The 17,538-nt window shown below is 72.6% G+C and carries 19 protein-coding genes; 8 read left to right on the top strand and 11 right to left on the bottom strand.

Going from position 1 to position 17,538, the window contains the following annotated elements:
• The first annotated feature begins 156 nt into the window (after positions 1–156).
• The 3 genes from ACFYNP_RS17370 (at position 157) to ACFYNP_RS17360 (ending at position 4,284) form a co-directional block, all read left to right on the top strand.
• Positions 157–1,614, top strand: a complete 1,458-nt coding sequence (locus ACFYNP_RS17370) for a hypothetical protein (protein ID WP_388786290.1) — start codon at positions 157–159, stop codon at positions 1,612–1,614.
• 109 nt (positions 1,615–1,723) lie between these two features.
• On the top strand, positions 1,724–2,962 hold the full coding sequence (locus tag ACFYNP_RS17365; protein WP_388786246.1) for an AAA family ATPase: 1,239 nt from the start codon (positions 1,724–1,726) through the stop codon (positions 2,960–2,962).
• Entirely contained in the window at positions 2,959–4,284 is a 1,326-nt protein-coding gene (locus ACFYNP_RS17360; protein ID WP_388786244.1) for a VWA-like domain-containing protein, read from the top strand. The genes ACFYNP_RS17365 and ACFYNP_RS17360 overlap by 4 nt, the downstream gene beginning before the upstream one ends.
• Positions 4,285–4,390: 106 nt before the next feature.
• On the opposite strand, the gene ACFYNP_RS17355 is transcribed toward ACFYNP_RS17360, so the two are convergent.
• Both ACFYNP_RS17355 and ACFYNP_RS17350 read right to left on the bottom strand, forming a co-directional pair.
• Positions 4,391–5,197, bottom strand: coding sequence for a class I SAM-dependent methyltransferase (locus ACFYNP_RS17355; protein WP_388786289.1), 807 nt, complete (start codon positions 5,195–5,197; stop codon positions 4,391–4,393).
• Positions 5,198–5,289: 92 nt separating this feature from the next.
• Positions 5,290–5,517: a DUF5133 domain-containing protein gene (locus ACFYNP_RS17350; RefSeq protein WP_388412593.1), complete on the bottom strand. Its 228-nt coding sequence runs from the start codon at positions 5,515–5,517 to the stop codon at positions 5,290–5,292.
• 160 nt (positions 5,518–5,677) lie between these two features.
• Here ACFYNP_RS17350 and ACFYNP_RS17345 point away from each other — a divergent pair, with 160 nt between their 5' ends.
• A complete protein-coding gene (locus tag ACFYNP_RS17345; RefSeq protein WP_388786242.1) occupies positions 5,678–5,971 on the top strand; it encodes a hypothetical protein in 294 nt (97 codons plus the stop codon).
• A 48-nt stretch (positions 5,972–6,019) separates the two neighbouring features.
• Here ACFYNP_RS17345 and ACFYNP_RS17340 read toward each other — a convergent pair whose 3' ends face one another.
• The 3 genes from ACFYNP_RS17340 to ACFYNP_RS17330 form a co-directional block, all read right to left on the bottom strand.
• Positions 6,020–7,015 (bottom strand): FAD binding domain-containing protein, encoded by a 996-nt coding sequence (locus ACFYNP_RS17340; RefSeq protein ID WP_388786241.1) that lies wholly within the window; start codon positions 7,013–7,015, stop codon positions 6,020–6,022.
• Positions 7,012–7,521: a (2Fe-2S)-binding protein gene (locus ACFYNP_RS17335; RefSeq protein ID WP_388412587.1), complete on the bottom strand. Its 510-nt coding sequence runs from the start codon at positions 7,519–7,521 to the stop codon at positions 7,012–7,014. Before ACFYNP_RS17335 ends, ACFYNP_RS17340 begins: the two co-directional genes overlap by 4 nt.
• 241 nt (positions 7,522–7,762) lie before the next feature.
• Positions 7,763–8,470 carry an SDR family NAD(P)-dependent oxidoreductase gene (locus tag ACFYNP_RS17330; protein WP_388786239.1) on the bottom strand — a complete coding sequence of 236 codons (708 nt, stop codon included), beginning with the start codon at positions 8,468–8,470 and terminating at the stop codon, positions 7,763–7,765.
• A gap of 103 nt (positions 8,471–8,573) precedes the next feature.
• On the opposite strand from ACFYNP_RS17330, the gene ACFYNP_RS17325 reads away from it, so the two are divergent.
• Positions 8,574–9,407 carry a helix-turn-helix transcriptional regulator gene (locus ACFYNP_RS17325; protein ID WP_388786237.1) on the top strand — a complete coding sequence of 278 codons (834 nt, stop codon included), beginning with the start codon at positions 8,574–8,576 and terminating at the stop codon, positions 9,405–9,407.
• Between the two features lie 58 nt (positions 9,408–9,465).
• On the opposite strand, the gene ACFYNP_RS17320 is transcribed toward ACFYNP_RS17325, so the two are convergent.
• Positions 9,466–9,897, bottom strand: coding sequence for a nuclear transport factor 2 family protein (locus ACFYNP_RS17320; protein ID WP_388786235.1), 432 nt, complete (start codon positions 9,895–9,897; stop codon positions 9,466–9,468).
• Between the two features lie 95 nt (positions 9,898–9,992).
• On the opposite strand from ACFYNP_RS17320, the gene ACFYNP_RS17315 reads away from it, so the two are divergent.
• Both ACFYNP_RS17315 and nadE read left to right on the top strand, forming a co-directional pair.
• Entirely contained in the window at positions 9,993–10,562 is a 570-nt protein-coding gene (locus tag ACFYNP_RS17315) for a PadR family transcriptional regulator (RefSeq protein WP_388412579.1), read from the top strand.
• A 134-nt stretch (positions 10,563–10,696) separates the two neighbouring features.
• Positions 10,697–11,527 (top strand): ammonia-dependent NAD(+) synthetase, encoded by an 831-nt coding sequence (gene nadE / locus ACFYNP_RS17310; protein ID WP_388412577.1) that lies wholly within the window; start codon positions 10,697–10,699, stop codon positions 11,525–11,527.
• 48 nt (positions 11,528–11,575) lie between these two features.
• Here nadE and ACFYNP_RS17305 read toward each other — a convergent pair whose 3' ends face one another.
• On the bottom strand, positions 11,576–12,211 hold the full coding sequence (locus ACFYNP_RS17305) for a hypothetical protein (RefSeq protein ID WP_388786233.1): 636 nt from the start codon (positions 12,209–12,211) through the stop codon (positions 11,576–11,578).
• 258 nt (positions 12,212–12,469) lie between these two features.
• Between ACFYNP_RS17305 and ACFYNP_RS17300 the strand changes: the two genes are divergently transcribed.
• Positions 12,470–13,327 (top strand): arylamine N-acetyltransferase, encoded by an 858-nt coding sequence (locus ACFYNP_RS17300; RefSeq protein ID WP_388412573.1) that lies wholly within the window; start codon positions 12,470–12,472, stop codon positions 13,325–13,327.
• 49 nt (positions 13,328–13,376) lie between these two features.
• Here the strand turns inward: ACFYNP_RS17300 and ACFYNP_RS17295 are convergent, their stop codons facing one another.
• The 4 genes from ACFYNP_RS17295 to ACFYNP_RS17280 are packed head-to-tail and all read right to left on the bottom strand — an operon-like array spanning position 13,377 to position 17,470.
• Positions 13,377–14,186, bottom strand: coding sequence for an SDR family NAD(P)-dependent oxidoreductase (locus ACFYNP_RS17295; RefSeq protein WP_388786231.1), 810 nt, complete (start codon positions 14,184–14,186; stop codon positions 13,377–13,379).
• Entirely contained in the window at positions 14,183–15,265 is a 1,083-nt protein-coding gene (locus tag ACFYNP_RS17290; protein ID WP_388786229.1) for an ornithine carbamoyltransferase, read from the bottom strand. Before ACFYNP_RS17290 ends, ACFYNP_RS17295 begins: the two co-directional genes overlap by 4 nt.
• Before the next feature lie 4 nt (positions 15,266–15,269).
• Positions 15,270–16,673: an APC family permease gene (locus ACFYNP_RS17285; protein WP_388786228.1), complete on the bottom strand. Its 1,404-nt coding sequence runs from the start codon at positions 16,671–16,673 to the stop codon at positions 15,270–15,272.
• Complete coding sequence (locus tag ACFYNP_RS17280; protein WP_388786226.1) at positions 16,613–17,470, bottom strand: ArpA protein; 858 nt, start codon at positions 17,468–17,470, stop codon at positions 16,613–16,615. Before ACFYNP_RS17280 ends, ACFYNP_RS17285 begins: the two co-directional genes overlap by 61 nt.
• Between the last annotated feature and the right edge of the window lie 68 nt (positions 17,471–17,538).

The raw sequence follows: 17,538 nt of genomic DNA, 5'->3' as shown, positions 1-17,538 counted from the left end.
GGGGCGGACCCCGGGGCACACGGGGGCGCCGCACAGCCGCAGATGTGGACGTGTGGAGGAAACCCACCTGACAGTCCGCGATCACGGGACTAAGCTCCCCGCGATGACTACTCCTCCCGCTCTCGGATTGGGGGACCCGTCCGCGCAAGGTGAGTGCTGATGCTCCCTACCGCGTACGGGGATTCCCGTCTTTCGTTCTGGCCGCGCGTGCGCGAGTTCGCCGTGCCGCCCTCCATGATCGAGACCGCCGGCTCCCGCCGTTCCGTCGGGGACTGGGCCGGGGCATGTGCCGCCGCCGGTTTCGACGTCGATCTCGACCTGCGTTCCCTGGCACGCACCCACGGCCGCGTCCTCGCCGCCCAAGTCCGTGCGGATCTACGGCAGTTGGTGCCGGACCTGCTGCGCTGGCACATGCCGAGGATCGCCCCCGACGGCTTGCTGCGCCCCGGCCTGACCATCGCGCTGGCCCGCTACGGCGGTACGGGGCGCGCGGATCCCGGTCCGGTCCACCTCGTGGTCCGGACCCCGCCGGCCTGGGCCGACGGCGGTCAGCGCATCTCCCTCACGCTGTGGGGCGACCACCTCCTCGGCGTCCCCGGGCGCGGCGCGGCCGGCCGGGCACCGAGCCACCCACACCCGCATCCGCACCCCCGGTACCGGTTGGATCTGCACCGTCACCTGTGGGACGCCCGCAGGACCGGAGAGCTGCGCGAACGGGCCGGTGCGGACGGAACCGACGGGCCGGCCGGGTCCGAGCCGTACCCCGCCGACGGCAGCCCCGTGACCGACCCCGAAGTGCGGACGGCGGTGCCGCCGGGAGCGCGCTGTGCCACCGGCCGCTGGGCTGACGAGGCCCGCCTGCTCCTCGGCTCCCGGGGGCGGTCCGCGGGTCCCGTATCCGTACGGTTGGCCGCTGGGCACCGGCTGGACCTGGAGCTGGTCGTGGACCCGTACGGGCTCCGCCCGCCGACCCTGCGGCTCGCCGCGGGGCCACCGGACAGCGGTGGCCCGGCGCCGTTGGTCCTGCCCGACGCGGCGACCTGGGTACTACCCGACCTCGACCTCATCCGCGCCGGTGCGATCGAGGCCGGCAGCCTCCACCCGCTCGTCGCGTCGGCACTCGTGCCGGATCCCGGGTCCCGCCCCGCCCGGGCCGCGGAACGCCGGGGCCGTGCGGGTGGGCCGCGCGTGGTGGAGTGCCGGGGGGAGCGGCACCGGGTCGGGCTGGTCGACGGGGTGCTGGTTCCGCTGGACCACGACCCGGCGGAGATCCGGCGCGAGGAGCTTCTGTTCGCCCTGAACGGCACTCCGCTGCCCTGCCTGCGGGCCATCGACGAGGCACACCGCCGTCCGGGCTGCCTGGTGGGGGTCCGTGAGCGCCTGGACCACGGCGACATCTCCGGCGCGCTGGCAGTCGTCGAGCAACTCCTGGGCCCCGACGCGGCGTTGCGCGACGGGCCGCTGCGGGACGAGTTGGAGGCCGCCGCGCGTCGCCGGGTGGCGTACGGGCTCTACCGTGCGGGCCTGATGGGCCCGGGTCCCGATCGCCTGCCCCCGCGCAGCCCCCGCCCCCGAGACCTGCGCTCACGTCCCCGCTCCACACAAGGCCGCTGACCGCCCGGGGCACACGCCCTGCCTCCGGAAGTACCGGAGCCCGCGCCGAGTCGGACGACGCGCCCGTATGCACCACACACCCAGACGAACCCATAGGTGATGACCACATATGTCCATGCACACCCCGCTCGCCGTCCCTGAGGACCAACTCGACGTCGCGAGGGACCTGTTGACCCTCCTGAGCGACACCACCACCGAACCGCGTCCCGATGCCCAGCTCGAAGCGCTCACCCTGGCCGTCGCCGCCGACCTGCCCGTACTGCTGTGGGGCGAACCGGGTATCGGGAAGACCGCGGCGCTGACCCAACTGGCCGCCGCCCTGGACCTTCCGCTGACCACAGTGATCGCCAGCGTGCACGAGCCGTCCGACTTCTCCGGCCTGCCCGTCGTCGGTGACGACCCCGCCGAGCAGGGCATCCCCATGGCCCCGCCGGACTGGGCCGTGCGCCTGGTCAGGGCCGGCCGGGGTCTGCTGTTCCTCGACGAACTGTCCACCGCGCCGCCCGCCGTGCAGGCCGCGCTGCTCCGTCTCGTCCTGGAGCGCCGCATCGGCGCGCTCCAACTCCCGCCCGGAGTAAGGATCGTGGCGGCCGCCAATCCGCCGTCCTCCGCGGCCGACGGCTGGGAGTTGAGTCCGCCCTTGGCCAACCGGTTCGTGCACCTGCAGTGGACGCACGACCACGAGGTCGTGGTGCGGGGCCTGGGTGGCACCTGGCCGCGTGCCGCGCTGCCCCGTCTCACTCCCGGAAAGCTGCCGGAAGCCGTGGCCTTCGCACGCCGTGCCGTGTGCGGCCTGCTCGCCGCCCGCCCCAAGCTCGTCCACCAGCTCCCCGGCAGCGAAGCGCGCCGGGGCGGGCCGTGGCCCTCGCCGCGGAGCTGGGAGATGACCCTGCGCCTGATCGCCTTCGCGACGGCGGCCGGTGTCTCACGCGACGTACTCTCGATGCTGCTCAGGGGAACCGTGGGGGACGGGCCCGGCCTCGAACTCCTCGCGAGTCTGGACCGGATGGACCTTCCGGACCCCGAAGCGCTGCTCGCCGACCCCGAAGGTGCCGAGCTCCCCGAACGGGGTGACCTGCGCCAGGCGGTGCTCGACGGCGTGGTGGCCGCCGTACGCCAACGCCCCGACAAGCTCCGCTGGGACGCCGCCTGGGCCCTGCTGGCGAAGGCGGTCGAGACCGGTGCGCCGGACCTGGTGGTCGTTCCGGCGACCACCCTCGCCTCGCTGCGCCGCGAGGGCTGGGACGTCCCCGAGTCGATCGAGCGGCTCGCCGGCGCGGTGTCGCTGTCCGGCCGCGCCGACCGGGCGGCGGCCCGCACGGGAGTGAGGACGAAGGTCGGCCGATGAGACCGATCGAGCGAGTTGACAAGCCATCAGATGCCGTGCCGCACAAGCTGGTTGGCGCCGAGAAGACGGCCCCCGGCGGCGCTCTGGACTTCGAGAAGCTGTTCGCCGCCCGGCTGCACGCCGCCCGGGTCCGGCCCTACCTGGCGTCGGCCCTCTTCGCGCTGCACCCCGTCGAGACGCGGCAGGTCCCCACCATGGCGGTCGACCGGCACTGGCGGTGCTATGTGTCGCCGGTGTTCGTGGCCCGCACGCCGGTGGAGGAGCTCGCCGGTGTGTGGGTGCACGAGGTGTCGCACCTGTTGCGGGACCACCACGGGCGCAGTGACCGGTTCGCGCGCGAGCACCGGCTCACGGGCCGGGGCGAACGCCTGCGGATGAACATCGCCGCGGACTGCGAGATCAACGACGACGTGTACGGTGACGGCCTCGTCCGGCCCGAGGGGGCCGTGGGGCCGGGTTCGGTGGGGCTGCCCGTCGGTGAACTCATGGAGGAGTATCTGCTCAAGTTCGCCGTCGGGCCGTCCGGTTGGTCGACCACCTGGCTCGACTGCGGCAGCGGGGCCGACGGCCTGGAGCGGGCATGGGAGTTGGGGCCCGGTGGTTCGCACGGGCTCACTGAGCAGGAACGGGACGCGGTCCGGTTCCGAGTGGCCGAGGGCATCCGCGGGCGCCCCGGCTCGGTGCCCGAGGGATGGCGGCGATGGGCGGAGAAGGCGTTCCATCCGCCGCAGGCGTGGCGGGAGTTGCTCGGAGCGGCGGTGCGCTCGGCGGCCGCCGGGTCCGGCGCGGGGGAGGACTACACCTACGGCCGGCCGTCGCGTCGTTCGGCCGGGGTGCCCCGTGCCGTACTGCCGAGCCTTCGGCGGATGCCGCCCCGGGTATGCGTGATCATCGACACTTCGGCATCCGTCAGTGATGCCGAACTGGGCAGTGCGGTCCTGGAGGTTGCCGCGATCGCGCGTGCCGTGGGCGGCCGGCGTGATCTGGTCCGGGTGCTGCCCTGCGACGCCGCGGCCCCCTTCGTGCACTCGCTGTGCGGCGCCGAGGGGATTCCGCTGATCGGTGGCGGGGGCACGGATCTGCGGGCCGGCTTCGCCCGGGCCTTGGCGGCGAAGCCCGGTCCCGATGTCATCGTGGTCATGACCGACGGCCAGACACCCTGGCCGGCCACCCGGCCGCCGTGCCGGACGGTGGTGGGCCTCTTCTCCCGCCACGGCGCCCGCAACTCCTGGGCCGAGCACGACCCCGAGTACGTGCCGGACCGGCCTCCCGCGTGGGCCCGCGTGGTGGAGATCGGTTCCCCGGGTCCGACCCGGAGTTGAGGCGTCGTCGAGCCGGCGCTGTACCGGCCGAGACCGGGCCTCGCGCGGCTCCCGCGTGGGCTGTCGCGTGGGCTGTCGCGTGGCGCGCGCTCCGGTGCCGCGGGCGTCAGCGGCGGCCGCGGGCCAGCAGAGCGGAGTGGGGGAGCGCCAACCGGCCCTCGGGGGTGGTGAATTCGCTGCTCAGCCGGTGGAAATGGCGCTCGATCTCCGTGCGGACGTGCTCCGGCTGGCTCAGGACGGTCTGGCCGATGGTGCCGACGCTGTCGGCAGCCCCGCGCCACCACTCGTCGGCACCCACGGTGTGGTTCCAGAGGAGCGGCTCGCAGGTGGCGTCCTTCAGGCCGGCCGAGGCGAGGAGATCCGTGAGGCCCGCCCCGGTCCTGGCGAAGTCGTCCTCGGCAGCCAGGGCCGGCAGGTGCGGCGGGCGGGAGGCGCCCGCCGCCTGGACCGCCCGGCCGAGCAGGGTCTGTCCGGGCGCGGCGGGGACGGCCCAGACGGTCACCGCGATCCAGCCGCCCGGTCGGACCACGCGTCGCAGCTCGGCGAGCGCGGCCCTGGGACGGCCCACGTGATTGAGGACGAAGTTCGCGGTCACGGCATCGAACAGCCCCTCGGAGAAGGGGAGTCGGGGCAGTTCGGCCAGATGCATCTCGGCCGAGGGGACGCTCCGGGCGGCCAGGTCCACCATGCTGATCTCGGCGTCCACGCCGGTCACCCGGGCGCCCCGCGCGCAGGCCGCCGCCGCGACCGTGCCCGTTCCGGTGCCGACGTCCAGTACGCGTACGCCGTCGCGGACGCGGGCCGCGTCGAGCAGTTGCGGGACGGGGTGGGCGCACAGCTTGCCGAAGCTCACCGCGTACGCCTCGGCCCGGCCCGCCCAGACGCGCCGCTCACTCGCGTCGAAGTCCGTCAGCACCACCCGCACCACCCCTCCCGGCCGTACCCCCGCGGGTACTTCGGGCACCCTACGGGAGCCGGCCGTTGCCCCGGGAGACGGCCGGGTGCTCAGGCCGTGAGCACCGAGTCGTCGAAGGTGCGGGCCCCGGGCAGCCGGTGGCGTGCGGCGATGACGGCGGCATCGATGTCCCTGGTGCCGGTCGAGACGCAGAGGGTGTACGTCACGTCGTCCAGGCGCTGCCGTGTCACCTCGTCGCCGTCGGCGGCGTTGAGGGAGACCAGGACCTCGTACTCGTCGAGCAGGTCACGGAGCACTACCGGATGCGCCATCAGCATGGGTGGGGCCCTTCGGTCGAGACGTTCACGTTGTGCTGCTCCCGTGCCCCGCTTCGCCTGTCCTACACGCGGTGAGACAGGAGACGCCGCGGAGCGGGCGGTCCGAGCGCCGAGGTACGCACGGGATTTCGCGGGGCGCGGGGCAGGCAGGTTCCGGGACGTGCATGCCTGCGAGCGGGCCGTCTCCTATCCTCGACTGGCCGACGTCCAGGGCGTGTTCATCGACCGGTTCAACGGCACACAGCTGCGTCCCGGCCTCCCGGCCCGTCGGGACTTCGCCGAACTCACCGCCGAACTCACCGCCGCCAACGAGCTGGACCGCGCGACGGTGAGCCCGGACTTCCGTGCCCGGCACGGTCCCGGCCTGCCTGCGCTGTTCACCCGGTGGCGGCCGCAGCTCTCCTCCGCGGCACGGGCCGAGTGCGACCGCGTACTCGGCGCGGCGGGCGGTTGACCGTCGCCGGTCAGCCACTCCTCGTCGCCAAGCCGGCGCGCCGCGCGGTCAGGTGGTGCCGGGGCGGGCCGTCAGGGCGGTCAGGACCTCGTGGGCCAGGCCCCGGGCGAGTTCCACCTTGTACGCGTTGTGCCGCAGCGGGACCGCGTCGGCCAGCTCCGCCTCGACCGCCCGCTCGACGGCCTCGGCCGTCGGCGACGTGCCGAGCAGCGCGGCCTCGGTCCGCCGCGCTCGCCACGGCCGGTGCGCGAGGCCCCCGAACGCGACGGCCACCTGGCGTACCGCGCCCCGCTCCAGGCGCACCACGGCGGCGACGGAGGCCAGGGCGAAGGTGTAGCCGGCCCGGTCCCGGGCCTTGCGGTAGCGGGAGACGGTGCCTGCCGGTGCGGCCGGAAGCAGCACCGCGGTGACGAGTTCGCCGGGCCGCATCACGGTCTCCAGGTCGGGCCGGTCCTGCGGCAGCCGGTAGAACTCGGTCAGCGGGACGCTGCGTACCCCGCCGGGGCCCACCAGCTCGACCACCGCGTCGAGCGCGGCCAGCGCCACCGCCAGGTCGGACGGGTGCGTCGCCACGCAGTGCGAGGAGTGACCGAGGATCGCGTGTTCGCGGTTCACCCCCTCGATCGCCCCGCACCCGCTCCCCGGCACCCGCTTGTTGCAGGGCCTCGACAGGTCCTGGAAGTAGCCGCACCGGGTGCGCTGCAAGAGGTTGCCCGCGGTGGTCGCCATGTTGCGCAGCTGGCCCGAGGAGCCACTGAGCAGGGCCTGCGCCAGGACGGGATAGCGGTCCCGGACCGCCGGATGGGTGGCGAGGTCGCTGTTGCGTGCCGTCGCGCCCACCCGCAGCGAGCCGTCCGGCTGTTCCTCGATCGCGTCGAGGGAGAGACGGGTGAGGTCGACCAGGACGTCGGGGCGCTCGACGCCGAGCTTCATCAGGTCGATGAGGTTGGTGCCGCCGCCCAGGTAGCGGGACTCGGGACGGCCGCCGTGGGCGGCGGCCGCCTCCTTCAGGGTCCGGGGATTCACATAGGAGATGGGCTTCACACGACCACGTCCTGTCCGGTGCCGGCCCGGTTCGGATAGGCCCCGCAGCGGCACAGATGCCCGCTCAGCCGGTCCCGTACCTCGTCGGCGGTCAGCCGTACGGGTGCGTCCGTCGGTAGGTCGATCTCGGTGACGACCGAGGCTCCCGGTGAGTCGCCGGCCGCGCGTGCCTCCGTGGCGGGCCGGTGCTGGTCCGGCGCGCAGTACGCGCACCGGAGCACGTCCCGGTCCTCGGCGGCCCGGCGCAGTGGATGCCGGTCGTCGTCCGCGTCCGCCGCCACGAGACCCTCGACGGTGATGATCTCGCGGCCCTCCTGCGCCACGGCGAGCAGCAGACAGCTGTTGACCCGGCGGCCTTCGAGCAGCACCGTGCAGGTGCCGCAGAGGCCGTCGTCGCAGCCCTTCTGCGAGGCGGTCAGGCCCAGGGCCTCCCGGAGCGCCTCAAGCAGCGTGGCGCTGTGTTCCAGCTCGACCCGGTGGTCGGCGTCGTTGACCCGCAGGGTCACCCGCGACTCCGTCACCGCGCGGCGAGCGCCCCGGGCGGCGGGCCCGGGGCCGTGTGCACTTCGGCCGTTCCTTGCTTCCATCGTTCACGAGCTCCTCGATCCGGACAGTCAGCGGCCTGACCGCAGATCCACCCTCGTACAGCTCATGCCCTCCGGCATCTTGGCCGTGGCAACCCGACGAACCGGGGCGGCCCGCTACCAGGACAGCCACCGGCCCGCCACCGGGGCAGCAGCCGAGCCGCTACCAGGGCAGCCGGCCGTGGGCGTCGAAGTAGCCGCCGCTGGGGCCGTCGGGTCCCACCGAGGCCATGCGGACGACGATGTCGGCGCCCTGTTCGACCGTCTGGAGGCCGGTGTTGCCGTTCAGATCGGTCTGGGTGAAACCGGGTTCGACCGCGTTGATCCGCATGGCCGGGAACGCCTTCGCGTACTGGACGGTGACCATGTTGACCGCGGTCTTCGACGCCGGGTAGGCCACCCCCGGGTAGCCGTACGCGGGTGACGTCTCGTCGCCGACGAGGGCCAGCGACGCCAGGCCGCTGCTGACGTTGACGATGACGGGCGCCGCCGAGCGTTCGAGCAGCGGGAGGAACGCGTGGGTGACGCGGACCGTGCCGAAGACGTTCGTCTCGAAGACGTGCCGCATCTGGTCGGCGGTCACCTCGGCGGCGCCGGGCACGCTGTTGCCCGCGCCCCGGGCCTCGATGCCCGCGTTGTTGATGAGTACGTCCAGACCGCCGCCGGCCTCGATCGTCGCCGCCGCGGCACGCACGGACTCCTCGTCGGTGACGTCGATGCGGACGGTCCGCGCGCCGAGGCGCTCCGCGGCGAGACGGCCGCGCTCCTCGTCGCGGCTGCCGACGTAGACGGTGTGGCCCGCGGCCACGAGACGGCGGGCCGTCTCGAAGCCCAGGCCCTTGTTCGCTCCGGTGATCAGTGTGGTGGTCATGGCTCCATGCTGCGGCGCACCGGCGCCGGCAGACAGCCGTCCGACGTTCCTGGGACTGCCAGTACCAGGACGTGCCGGAGCGCGGCGGTGCACAGTGGTGACCATGGCGAACACGGAGTTCGGTCGGATGGTGCGGCACCGGCGCGACCGGGTCTCCCCGGAGGCGGCGGGCCTGCCCACGGGCGGCCACCGGCGGGCCGCCGGGCTGCGCCGCGAGGAGCTCGCGCTGCTCGCCGGCATCTCGGTCGACTATGTGACCCGCCTCGAACAGGGCCGCGCCACCAACCCCTCGGACCAGGTCGTCGAGGCGCTCGCGCGGGCGCTGCGCCTGTCGCGTGCGGAACGGGAGCGGTTCTTCCACGCCGCCGGACTCGCGCCGCCGGGTCGGGGCACGGTGCCCGCCCACATCACGCCCAGCGTGCACCGCATGCTGGACCGGCTGAGCGGCACGCCCGTCGCGGTCTTCGACGCCTCGTGGACCCTGCTGCTGGCCAACCCGCTGCACACGGCGTTGCTGGGGGAGCGCCGGGGCCGCGCGCGCAATGGCGTGTGGCGGGCCTTCGCCGGGGCGCCGGACGACCGGGTCCGCCACACCTCGCAGTCCCGGCTCGCCCTGGAGACCGCGGTGGTCTCCGACCTGCGCGACGCGGCTCGCCGCTACCCCGCAGACCGGCGGGTGCGCGAGCTGGTCGCCGAGCTGCGCGCGGCCAGTGCACGGTTCGCCGAGCTGTGGGACGCGGGAGCCGTGGGCCACCACGAGGCGTCCCGCAAGGTCATCGACCATCCCGTGGTGGGCCCGGTGACCCTGGACTGCGATGTCCTGAACGTCGCCGGAAGCGATCTGCGGATCATGGTCTACACGGCCGAGCCCGGCACCCGGGACGCCGAACGCCTGGAGCTGTTGGCGGTGGTGGGGACCCAGACGCTGGTCGAGTAGGCGGCCGCGGTGTGCTCCTGAGATGCCGGAAGCGAGCCGGGCCGGTGACGCACGGGCGCTAGCGGTCGGCGGGCGCCGGTGCGAGGCCGTCCTCCACGAGGCCGGCCAGGACCGCCTGGCCCAGGGCGTGCACGGCGGACTGCGGGCGGACCATCACGGTGAACTCCTTGATCAGCCCGTCCTCGTCGAACTGGAGCAGATCGATGCCGTGGATCTGCTTGCCGCCCACCGTCGCGCGGAACGGCAGGATCACCGACGGCGCCTGCTCTCCGTCGGCGCCGGTCTCGGCCGTGCCCTCGAAGCGGCCGACGTACCGCAGGTCCTCGAAGGTGCGCACCAGGACCCCGAAGAGCCCGAGCACCATCGCTCTGCCCTCGAACGGTACGAACTTCACCGGGCTGTAGAGCCGGACGTCCTCGGTGAACAGGTCCTCCATCGCGGCGAGATCGCGCTTCTCCACGGCGGCGCGGAAGCGTTCGGCAGTTTCCATGAGTCCTCCACGTGCATGCTCATACTCAAGAATATGACTAGTCAGTTTCATGAGTACTATGCAAGGACGGAACAGGAAAAGGGAAGGGGGCTCCGGTGGCTCTGCGACATGCGGTGCTCGCGGCGCTGCTGGACGGCGAGTACAGCGGATACCAACTGGCCAAGGCCTTCGACATCGGCGTCGCGAACTTCTGGCACGCCCTGCCCCAGCAGCTGTACGCCGAGCTCGCCAGGCTGGAGAAGGACGGTCTGGTCGCCGGGCGCCAGGTGGTCCAGGAGACCCGGCCCAACAAGCGCCTCTTCCACGTCACGGACGCCGGGCGCGCCGAACTGGAGGCGTTCGCGGCCGCCGCGGCGAAGCCCTCGTTCATCCGCGACGATCTGCTCGTCAAGGTGCAGGCGGCCGACCGCGTCGGCACCGGCCCGGTGATCGGGCAGCTGGAAGAGCGGGCGACCGCCGCCGACGCCAAGATCGAGCTACTGGGCGCGCTCCTGTGCCAGTTGAGGGGCGAGGCCGACGAGGACGAGTTCCTGCTGCGCGGCGAGCGGATCGGCCCGTACCTGACCTGTCTGCGCGGTCTCGCCTTCGAGCGGGAGCACCGGGACTGGTGCCGTCGGATCGCGGCCGTCCTGCGGGAGCGACAGAAGATCAACGCCGAGGGATGAACCCGGCCCCGGCCACACATTGGTGCAGGTGATGGTGTGGGGCGACCGGAGGGGGCGCACGGGTCCGGCTTCGTTACGCTGGGCGGCGACCACCCATCGTGCAGCGGAACCGTGAAGCGGAACAAGGAGCAGACGTGAGCGAGCCGGCGTCCATCGCCCTACAGCAGGAGATCGCCCGGGAGCTGGAGGTCGCGGAGGCCTTCGAGGCCGAGCGGGAGATCGAGCGCCGGGTGGCCTTCCTCGCCGAGCGCCTGACCTCCACCGGTCTGCGCTCCCTGGTCCTCGGCATCAGCGGCGGTGTCGACTCCACCACGGCGGGCCGGCTGTGCCAGCTCGCCGTCGAGCGGGCCAGGACCGCCGGCCACGAGGCCCGCTTCTACGCGATGCGGCTGCCCTACGGTGTCCAGGCCGACGAGCACGACGCCCAGCTCGCCCTCTCCTTCATCCGGGCCGACCACGTGCTGACCGTCGACATCAAGCCGGCCAGCGACGCCGCGCTCCAGGCCGCCATCGACGCCGATGTGCGCTTCCGGGACGCGGCCCACCAGGACTTCGTGCACGGCAACATCAAGGCCCGCCAGCGCATGATCGCCCAGTACGCGGTGGCCGGCGCGCACCAGGGCCTCGTCGTCGGCACCGACCACGCCGCCGAGGCGGTGTCGGGCTTCTTCACCAAGTTCGGTGATGGCGCGGCCGATCTCGTACCGCTGACCGGACTGACCAAGCGCCGGGTGCGCGCCGTCGCGGACGCGCTCGGCGCGCCCTCCGAGCTGGTGTGGAAGACCCCGACCGCCGACCTGGAGACCCTCGACCCGGGCAAGGCGGACGAGGACGCGCTGGGCGTCACCTACGACGACATCGACGACTTCCTGGAGGGCAAGCCGGTGGACGCGCGGGCCTTCGAGACGATCGTCAACCGCTACCGTCTCACCGACCACAAGCGTCGGCTGCCGATCGCCCCCTGAGGCGGAGCCCGATTCCCCGGGGCCAAGAGGGCTGCTCACGCCCCGTCGTCAACGTCCCTTGGCGGTGGGCCGGTAGGGGAGGTCGGGTCCGCGAACCGTGCGTACCGCGGTGGTGGTCAGCGCGGCGATGCCCGCGAGGCCGAAGCCTGCCGCCCACCACCACATCAGCCCACCGCGGGACGTGAGGATCGGGCCGACCAGGCCGCTCGGTGAGTAGACGACCGTGTGCTCCGTGCCGTCGGGCGCGGGGCACGGTCCGGTCCTGGAGAGCCGCTCGACGTCGCCGTCCGGCAGCTCCACCCAGCACTGCTTGTACCGCGTGCCGTGCGACCCGGTCTCCGTGGACGCGTAGGCGATGGTGGCCGTGCCCTGATCGCCCGCGAGGGCCAGGAGGACATCCGGCGCGTGCGCTCCGCCGACGACGAGGAGAGCGCCGCCGATCCAGTAACCCGCCCTGTTGTGGCGGGAGATGGGCCTGCCGCCGAAGATGATCCGCCGCACTGCCCAGGCGTAGAGCGTGACCAGCACGATGAGGCCGACGGCGATGCCCAGGCCGAGGTCCAGCAGCGCCGGTCCGTAGGCGCTCAGCACGGCCAGCACCACGACGAGCGCCCACGCGATGGCCGCGCGCCGGGGGCCGAGCCCGCGTATCGCCGGCTTCGTCGGCTTCCCTCCGGTACCCATCGCCCCACCCCTTCCCAAGTGGCGGGAAGTCTCGCACAGGTGGGAAAGGCTCCCACGAGCAGCCGAACGGAACGCGTCAGCGCTCAAGAACTCCGAAACGGGCACGAACACCGGCACGCGCTCCCGCGCTGCTGCGGCCGAAGCTGCGACGGTGGTGGCGCTGCGACAGTCGTGCGCTGCGGACACCGCGAAGTGCTGGGGTCACCCGACGTGCTGCGGTCACCCGATGTGCTGCGACAACACAAGGAGGTCCTTTTCATGTGGAACGGCGATGCGCTCGACCTCGATGCCTATCTGGCACGCCTCGGCCACGAGGGAGACCGCACCCCTTCGTTGGCCACGCTGCGCGCGCTGCACCGGGGCCATGTGCTCTCCCTGCGCTGGGAGAACGTGGACGCGGTGCTCCGCAAGTACCGCCCGCTCGACCTGGAGTCGGTGCAGACCAAGATGGTCGGCACCGCACGGGGCGGCACATGTTTCGAGCACGTCACCCTCTACGCGGCTGCGCTGGAGCGACTCGGTTTCTCCTTCTTCGTGGTCCAGGGACGGGTCCGGATGGGCTCGCCCCGGATCAGGCCCGAGACGCACGCCATGGTGATCGTCGAGCTGGAGGGCGGGCGCTGGCTGAGTGACATCGGGTTCGGCGCGAGCCCCCTGGAGCCCATCGAACTGACCGACGCGACGGACTCCACGGACGGGGTGTGGGCCTACCGGCTGAGGCGCCAGGAGGTGTCGCCGGGCGAGACCGGATGGGCACTCCACCAACCCGCGGAGCGGCGCGAGGGAGTGGAGACGAGCGAGGACGGATGGATGGTCCGGCACACCTTCACCCTGCACCGGCAGTACCCCGTCGACCTCCAGGTCACCAACCACTTCGGCGCCTCCAGCCCGCACTCGGCCTTCAGCGACCGCCTCTACCTCCAGCGCCTGCACCCCGACCGGCTGTACTCCCTGGACAACCGTCTCCTCACCACGGTCCGGCCCGGGGTTCCGGGGGCGCCGGAGCGCAGGGAGCTGGAGGCCGCCGAGGTGCCCCGGGTGCTCGCCGACACCTTCGGCGTCGAGCTGTCGGCGCCGGACGTGGCGCTGCTGCTGCCCAAGCTGGTCCGGCCCTAGGCGAGGAGGCCGGTCATGCCCGCACGGGGGACGTCGAACGGCTGGGCACCTACAGCGTGCCGCCTCCGTCCACCGTCAGAACGGCTCCGGTGACGAAGGACGACTCCGCGCCGAGCAGGAAGCGCACGGCGTCGGCGATCTCGTGCGGCTCGCCGATCCTTCCGAGCGGCCGGTCGGCCGCCTCCGCGTAGAACTCGGCCACCGGTCGGCCGAGTTGCTGTGCCTCGCGTTCGAGCATGCCGGTGCGCACATCTCCCGGCGCCACGCAGTTGGCGCGGATGCCCGCCGACGCGTGGTCGAGCGCCATGGCCCGGGTCAGCATCACCACACCCGCCTTCGCCGCGCAGTAGGCGGCGGCGCGGCGGCCCGCGCGCAGCCCCCAGCCGGAGGCGATGGTGACGATCGAGCCGCCGCCCGCACGGGCGAGATGGGGGACCGCGGCCCGGCAGGTCAGGAACACGGAGTCGAGGTTGTCCTCGAAGCCGGCGCGCCAGTCCGCGGGGGACAGCTCGGTGATGTCGCCGCGCCGGATGCTCCCGGCGACCGTACAGAGCCCGTGCAGCGCGCCGAAGCGCGCCACCACGGACGCGACCAGGGCGGCGACGTCGTCGGGCCGGGACAGGTCGCAGCCGTACGCTTCGGCCCGGCCGCCGGCCGACCGCACCTCCAGGGCGACCTCGCGAGCCGCCTCCACATCGCGGTCCGCCACCGCGAGCGCGGTGCGGTGGTCCGCGAGCCCTCGGCACACCGCGGAGCCGATCCCGCCCCCGCCGCCGGTGACCAGCACGACGCGATCGCGCTCCGAGGCGTCCGTGCCTTCCCTCGCGCCCTCCGCTGTCGCTTCCCCCGGCCCGTTCATCGCGCGCCCCGCTCGGTGGCCGTGTCGGCGGTGGCCGTGCCCGCGGTGGCCGTGCCCGCGGTGGCCGTGCCGGTGGTGGCCGTGCCGGCGGTGGCCGTGTCCGCGGTGTGCGGTGCGGTGCCGATCACTTGGGCGAGCAGGGCCTTCTGGACGTGCAGCCGGTTCTCGGCCTGCTCGAAGATCAGCGAGCGGAGACCGTCCTTGACCTCGGCGTCCATCTCCTCGCCCCGGTTGCTCGGCATGCAGTCGAGGAACGGCGCGCCGGGCGCGGCGAGCGCCATGAGCGGTTCGGTGACCCGCCACCGGTCGGCGAGCCGGGTCCGCGCCTGCCACTCGTGCTGCCCGGGCAACCGCAGCGACTTCCAGCTCTGTACGTACACCGCGTCCGCGCCCCGCACCGCCTCCGCCATGTCCTCGCAGAAGTCGAGCCGCGCCCCGGAGCCGGCCGCGAGTGCCTGCGCCTCCTTGACGTACCGCTCGTCCAGCTCGAAGCCGGGCGGATGGGCGAAGGTGACCTGGTGGCCGAGCAGGGCCGCGGCCAGCAGCGAGGAGTGCAGCACGCCCGGTGTCTTCTGCCGCGAGGAGTACGCCCAGGTGTAGACGACCCGCCGCCCCGGCAGTTCGTCCCCGAACCGCTCGCGCAGGGTCAGCAGATCGGCCAGCACCTGGCAGGGGTGCTCCTCGTCGTCGAGGGCGTTGATGACGGGGATCGAGGAGTGCTCGGCCATGGTGTGCAGCCGCCGGTGGCCGGCGCCGTAGTCGGCCATGTCGTACCAGCGGACGACCAGCGCGCTGAGGTAGCGGCTGAGCACACCGGCCGTGTCCTCGACCGTCTCGTTGTTGGCAAGGCGCAGCTCTTCGGGCCCGTAGGTGTAGCTGCGGCCGCCGAGTTGGGCCGCGGCCACCTGGAAGGAGACGCGGGTACGGGTGGAGGGCACATGGAACAGCAGGCCCAGATCCGTGCCGGTGAGATGGGCGTGGGTGTCCTCGCCGCTCTTCATGTGTTCGGCGAGGGTGAGTACGGCGCGTAACTCGCCGGCGTCGAAGTCGGTCATTCCGAGTATGTGGCGTCCGAACACGGCGTCACCTCTTTCGTCGGTCGTGCGGGGGATGGTGGTGGGGCGGTGCGGAGCCGCACGGGGTGTGCGACTCCGGGGGCGCGCCGGGGTCCGGGGAGGCTGCCGCGAGCGGGGCGGAGCGTTCGCGCTGGCTCTCATGGGCGCGTTCGTGTCGGGAGAGCCACATCTCGACGAGCACCGCGGCGGCGAGCAGGGCGGCCGCGTAGGCGACGCTGACGCCCATGAACGGCAGCATCAGTACGGTCACCGCCGTGACCAGGTAGTTCGTCCAGCGCATGGGTCCGGTGCGTACGAGCCGCACGGCGGACAGGAAGGCGAGGAGAAAGACCAGGAGGTAGCAGGCGGACGAGGCCTTGATGAGGACGGACTCGTTGGAGTCGGTCGCCGCCAGCAGACCGAGGGTGAGGCTGTAGCCCGGTACGAGAGCGAGCAAGGCCCGGGCCGGGGTTCGGGTGCGGGGCGAGATCCGGCTCAGGCCACGGGGGAGGATGCCTTCGCGGGCCAGCGCGAAGACGACCCGGGAGGTGCCCAGGCACCAGGCGTTGGTGGTGAGAACGAGCAGCACGGCCGCGAGGAGATGGCCGAGGGTGGCATGGTCGGCCCCGGTGGCAAGTCTCAACAGGCGGGTGAATCCGGTGAGTTGACCCTCGGCGTCCTGGTCCACCGGCAGGGTGAGGGCGACCGTGAGCGCCATCGCGAAGTACAGCACCCCCACCACGCAGACGGCCCACAGGATCCCCCGGGGGAAGGTACGCGCCGGGTCGCGCACCTCCTCCGCGACGGGGGCCGCGTTCTCCCAGCCGATGAATCCGAAGAAGCAGATCAGCAGGCAGTCCCCGAGCGCCGGCCATCCGTGCGGGGCGAGCGGCCCGAGGTTGGCGGTGCTGCCGCCTGGCAGGGCCAGGGCGATGACGGCACACAGCACCCCGACCACGAGCACCAGGACCCCGAGCTGAACGCGCCCGCTGACCTCAAGGCCGAGCAGGTTGAGCGCGACGCAGCCGAGGATGACGAGCGCCCCGGCCGCGAGCGAGGCCCGGTTGGAGGCGCCCGGTGCCAGCGCCGCGAGCAGATAGCGGCCGGCGATCAGACCCAGTACCGGATTGGCCGCGAGCAGCGTCATCAGCAGGTACAGCGCGGCGACCCGGCCCGCTCGCCGCCCGAAGGCCGCCTCCACGAACTGGGCGACGCCCTTGCTCGTCGGATGCAGCGTCGAGAGCTTGGCGAAGACCAGCGCGAACGGATAGCTGTAGACGATCAGGATGCCCCAGGCCAGCAGCGACAGGGGCCCCGCCGTGGTCCACGCCAGGACCGGGATGACCAGCAGGCCGACTCCGAGGACGGAGGTCAGATAGTGGACGACGAGTTGGGGGACTCCGAGGTGCCGTCGCAGGACATGGGCCGCCACTGGGAACTCTCCTGTTCCGTTCCGCGGGAGGCAGTGTCCCCGGCCGGGTCCGCCCACAGGGCGTCCATGGTCTCGTGGGACAAGGGCTTGGCGAGGTCACGGCGCGCGGCATATCCCATGTTCACGATGAGTCGCCTGCCGCCGGTCACCGGATACACCCGGTGCAAGGTGGTGTCGGAGCGCAGGAAATAGAGGTCGCCGGGCCGGAGTTCGACGGAGTGAATGGGTTGTGACACGAAGTGCCGGTGCAGTTGCGGGTTTTCCTTGTCCCACTCCGTACGCGGTACGCACTGGACGAACCCGCCCTGTTCGAGCGGCGGGCAGTCGATCACCCAGACGAGGGCGAAGCTGTAGTCGTCCCAGTGCCAGCCGTGTGTGTCACCGGATCGGGTGAGCTCGGTGATGACGAACTGCTCGGGCGCGTAAGGGCATTCGAGGACGTCCTCTCCCGCTATGACACCCAGTGCCTCGCGAAGCCCCGTCGAGGAATACATCCGTGGAAGGATCCGGCCGTACTCGGCGATCTCGGCACGGCGTACGTTGTGCATGTGTCGAGGGGTGCCGCCGGTCTCGGTGAACTCCCCGTCCCTGCGCACAGCATGACGGATGATCAGCGCATCGGTCTCCTCCGCGACCAGCCTCTTGACGTCGTAGGGGGCGAGGAATCCGGTTTTCACGAAACCCTGTGTGAGGAATTCGCGGCGGGCCCGCTGGAGCCGGAGCGGGGGTACCTCGTGGACAAGATGGCGTTCCAGGGCGTCGACGACGCTGTCGACGCCTCCGCTTTCGTCGATCATGGCAATTCCGTTCCCCGATCTTCCCGGTGTCGCCATGGGTGTCAGGCCCGAAGTCACGCGTGCTTCCG

Origin of the sequence: Streptomyces sp. NPDC006691, from assembly GCF_042869955.1 — a bacterium.
In the GTDB taxonomy this organism is placed as follows: Bacteria; Actinomycetota; Actinomycetes; order Streptomycetales; family Streptomycetaceae; genus Streptomyces.
This window is presented reverse-complemented; position numbering and strand designations above follow the sequence as displayed.

Excerpts from the sequence above, each read along its gene's own strand:
- ACFYNP_RS17365 (WP_388786246.1), top strand. The coding sequence starts at position 1,724 with ATGTCCATGCACACCCCGCTCGCCGTCCCTGAGGACCAACTCGACGTC.
- ACFYNP_RS17360 (WP_388786244.1), top strand. The coding sequence starts at position 2,959 with ATGAGACCGATCGAGCGAGTTGACAAGCCATCAGATGCCGTGCCGCAC.
- ACFYNP_RS17350 (WP_388412593.1), bottom strand. The coding sequence starts at position 5,517 with ATGCTGATGGCGCATCCGGTAGTGCTCCGTGACCTGCTCGACGAGTAC.
- ACFYNP_RS17330 (WP_388786239.1), bottom strand. The coding sequence starts at position 8,470 with ATGACCACCACACTGATCACCGGAGCGAACAAGGGCCTGGGCTTCGAG.
- ACFYNP_RS17325 (WP_388786237.1), top strand. The coding sequence starts at position 8,574 with ATGGCGAACACGGAGTTCGGTCGGATGGTGCGGCACCGGCGCGACCGG.
- ACFYNP_RS17320 (WP_388786235.1), bottom strand. The coding sequence starts at position 9,897 with ATGGAAACTGCCGAACGCTTCCGCGCCGCCGTGGAGAAGCGCGATCTC.
- ACFYNP_RS17305 (WP_388786233.1), bottom strand. The coding sequence starts at position 12,211 with ATGGGTACCGGAGGGAAGCCGACGAAGCCGGCGATACGCGGGCTCGGC.
- ACFYNP_RS17300 (WP_388412573.1), top strand. The coding sequence starts at position 12,470 with ATGTGGAACGGCGATGCGCTCGACCTCGATGCCTATCTGGCACGCCTC.
- ACFYNP_RS17295 (WP_388786231.1), bottom strand. The coding sequence starts at position 14,186 with ATGAACGGGCCGGGGGAAGCGACAGCGGAGGGCGCGAGGGAAGGCACG.
- ACFYNP_RS17280 (WP_388786226.1), bottom strand. The coding sequence starts at position 17,470 with ATGATCGACGAAAGCGGAGGCGTCGACAGCGTCGTCGACGCCCTGGAA.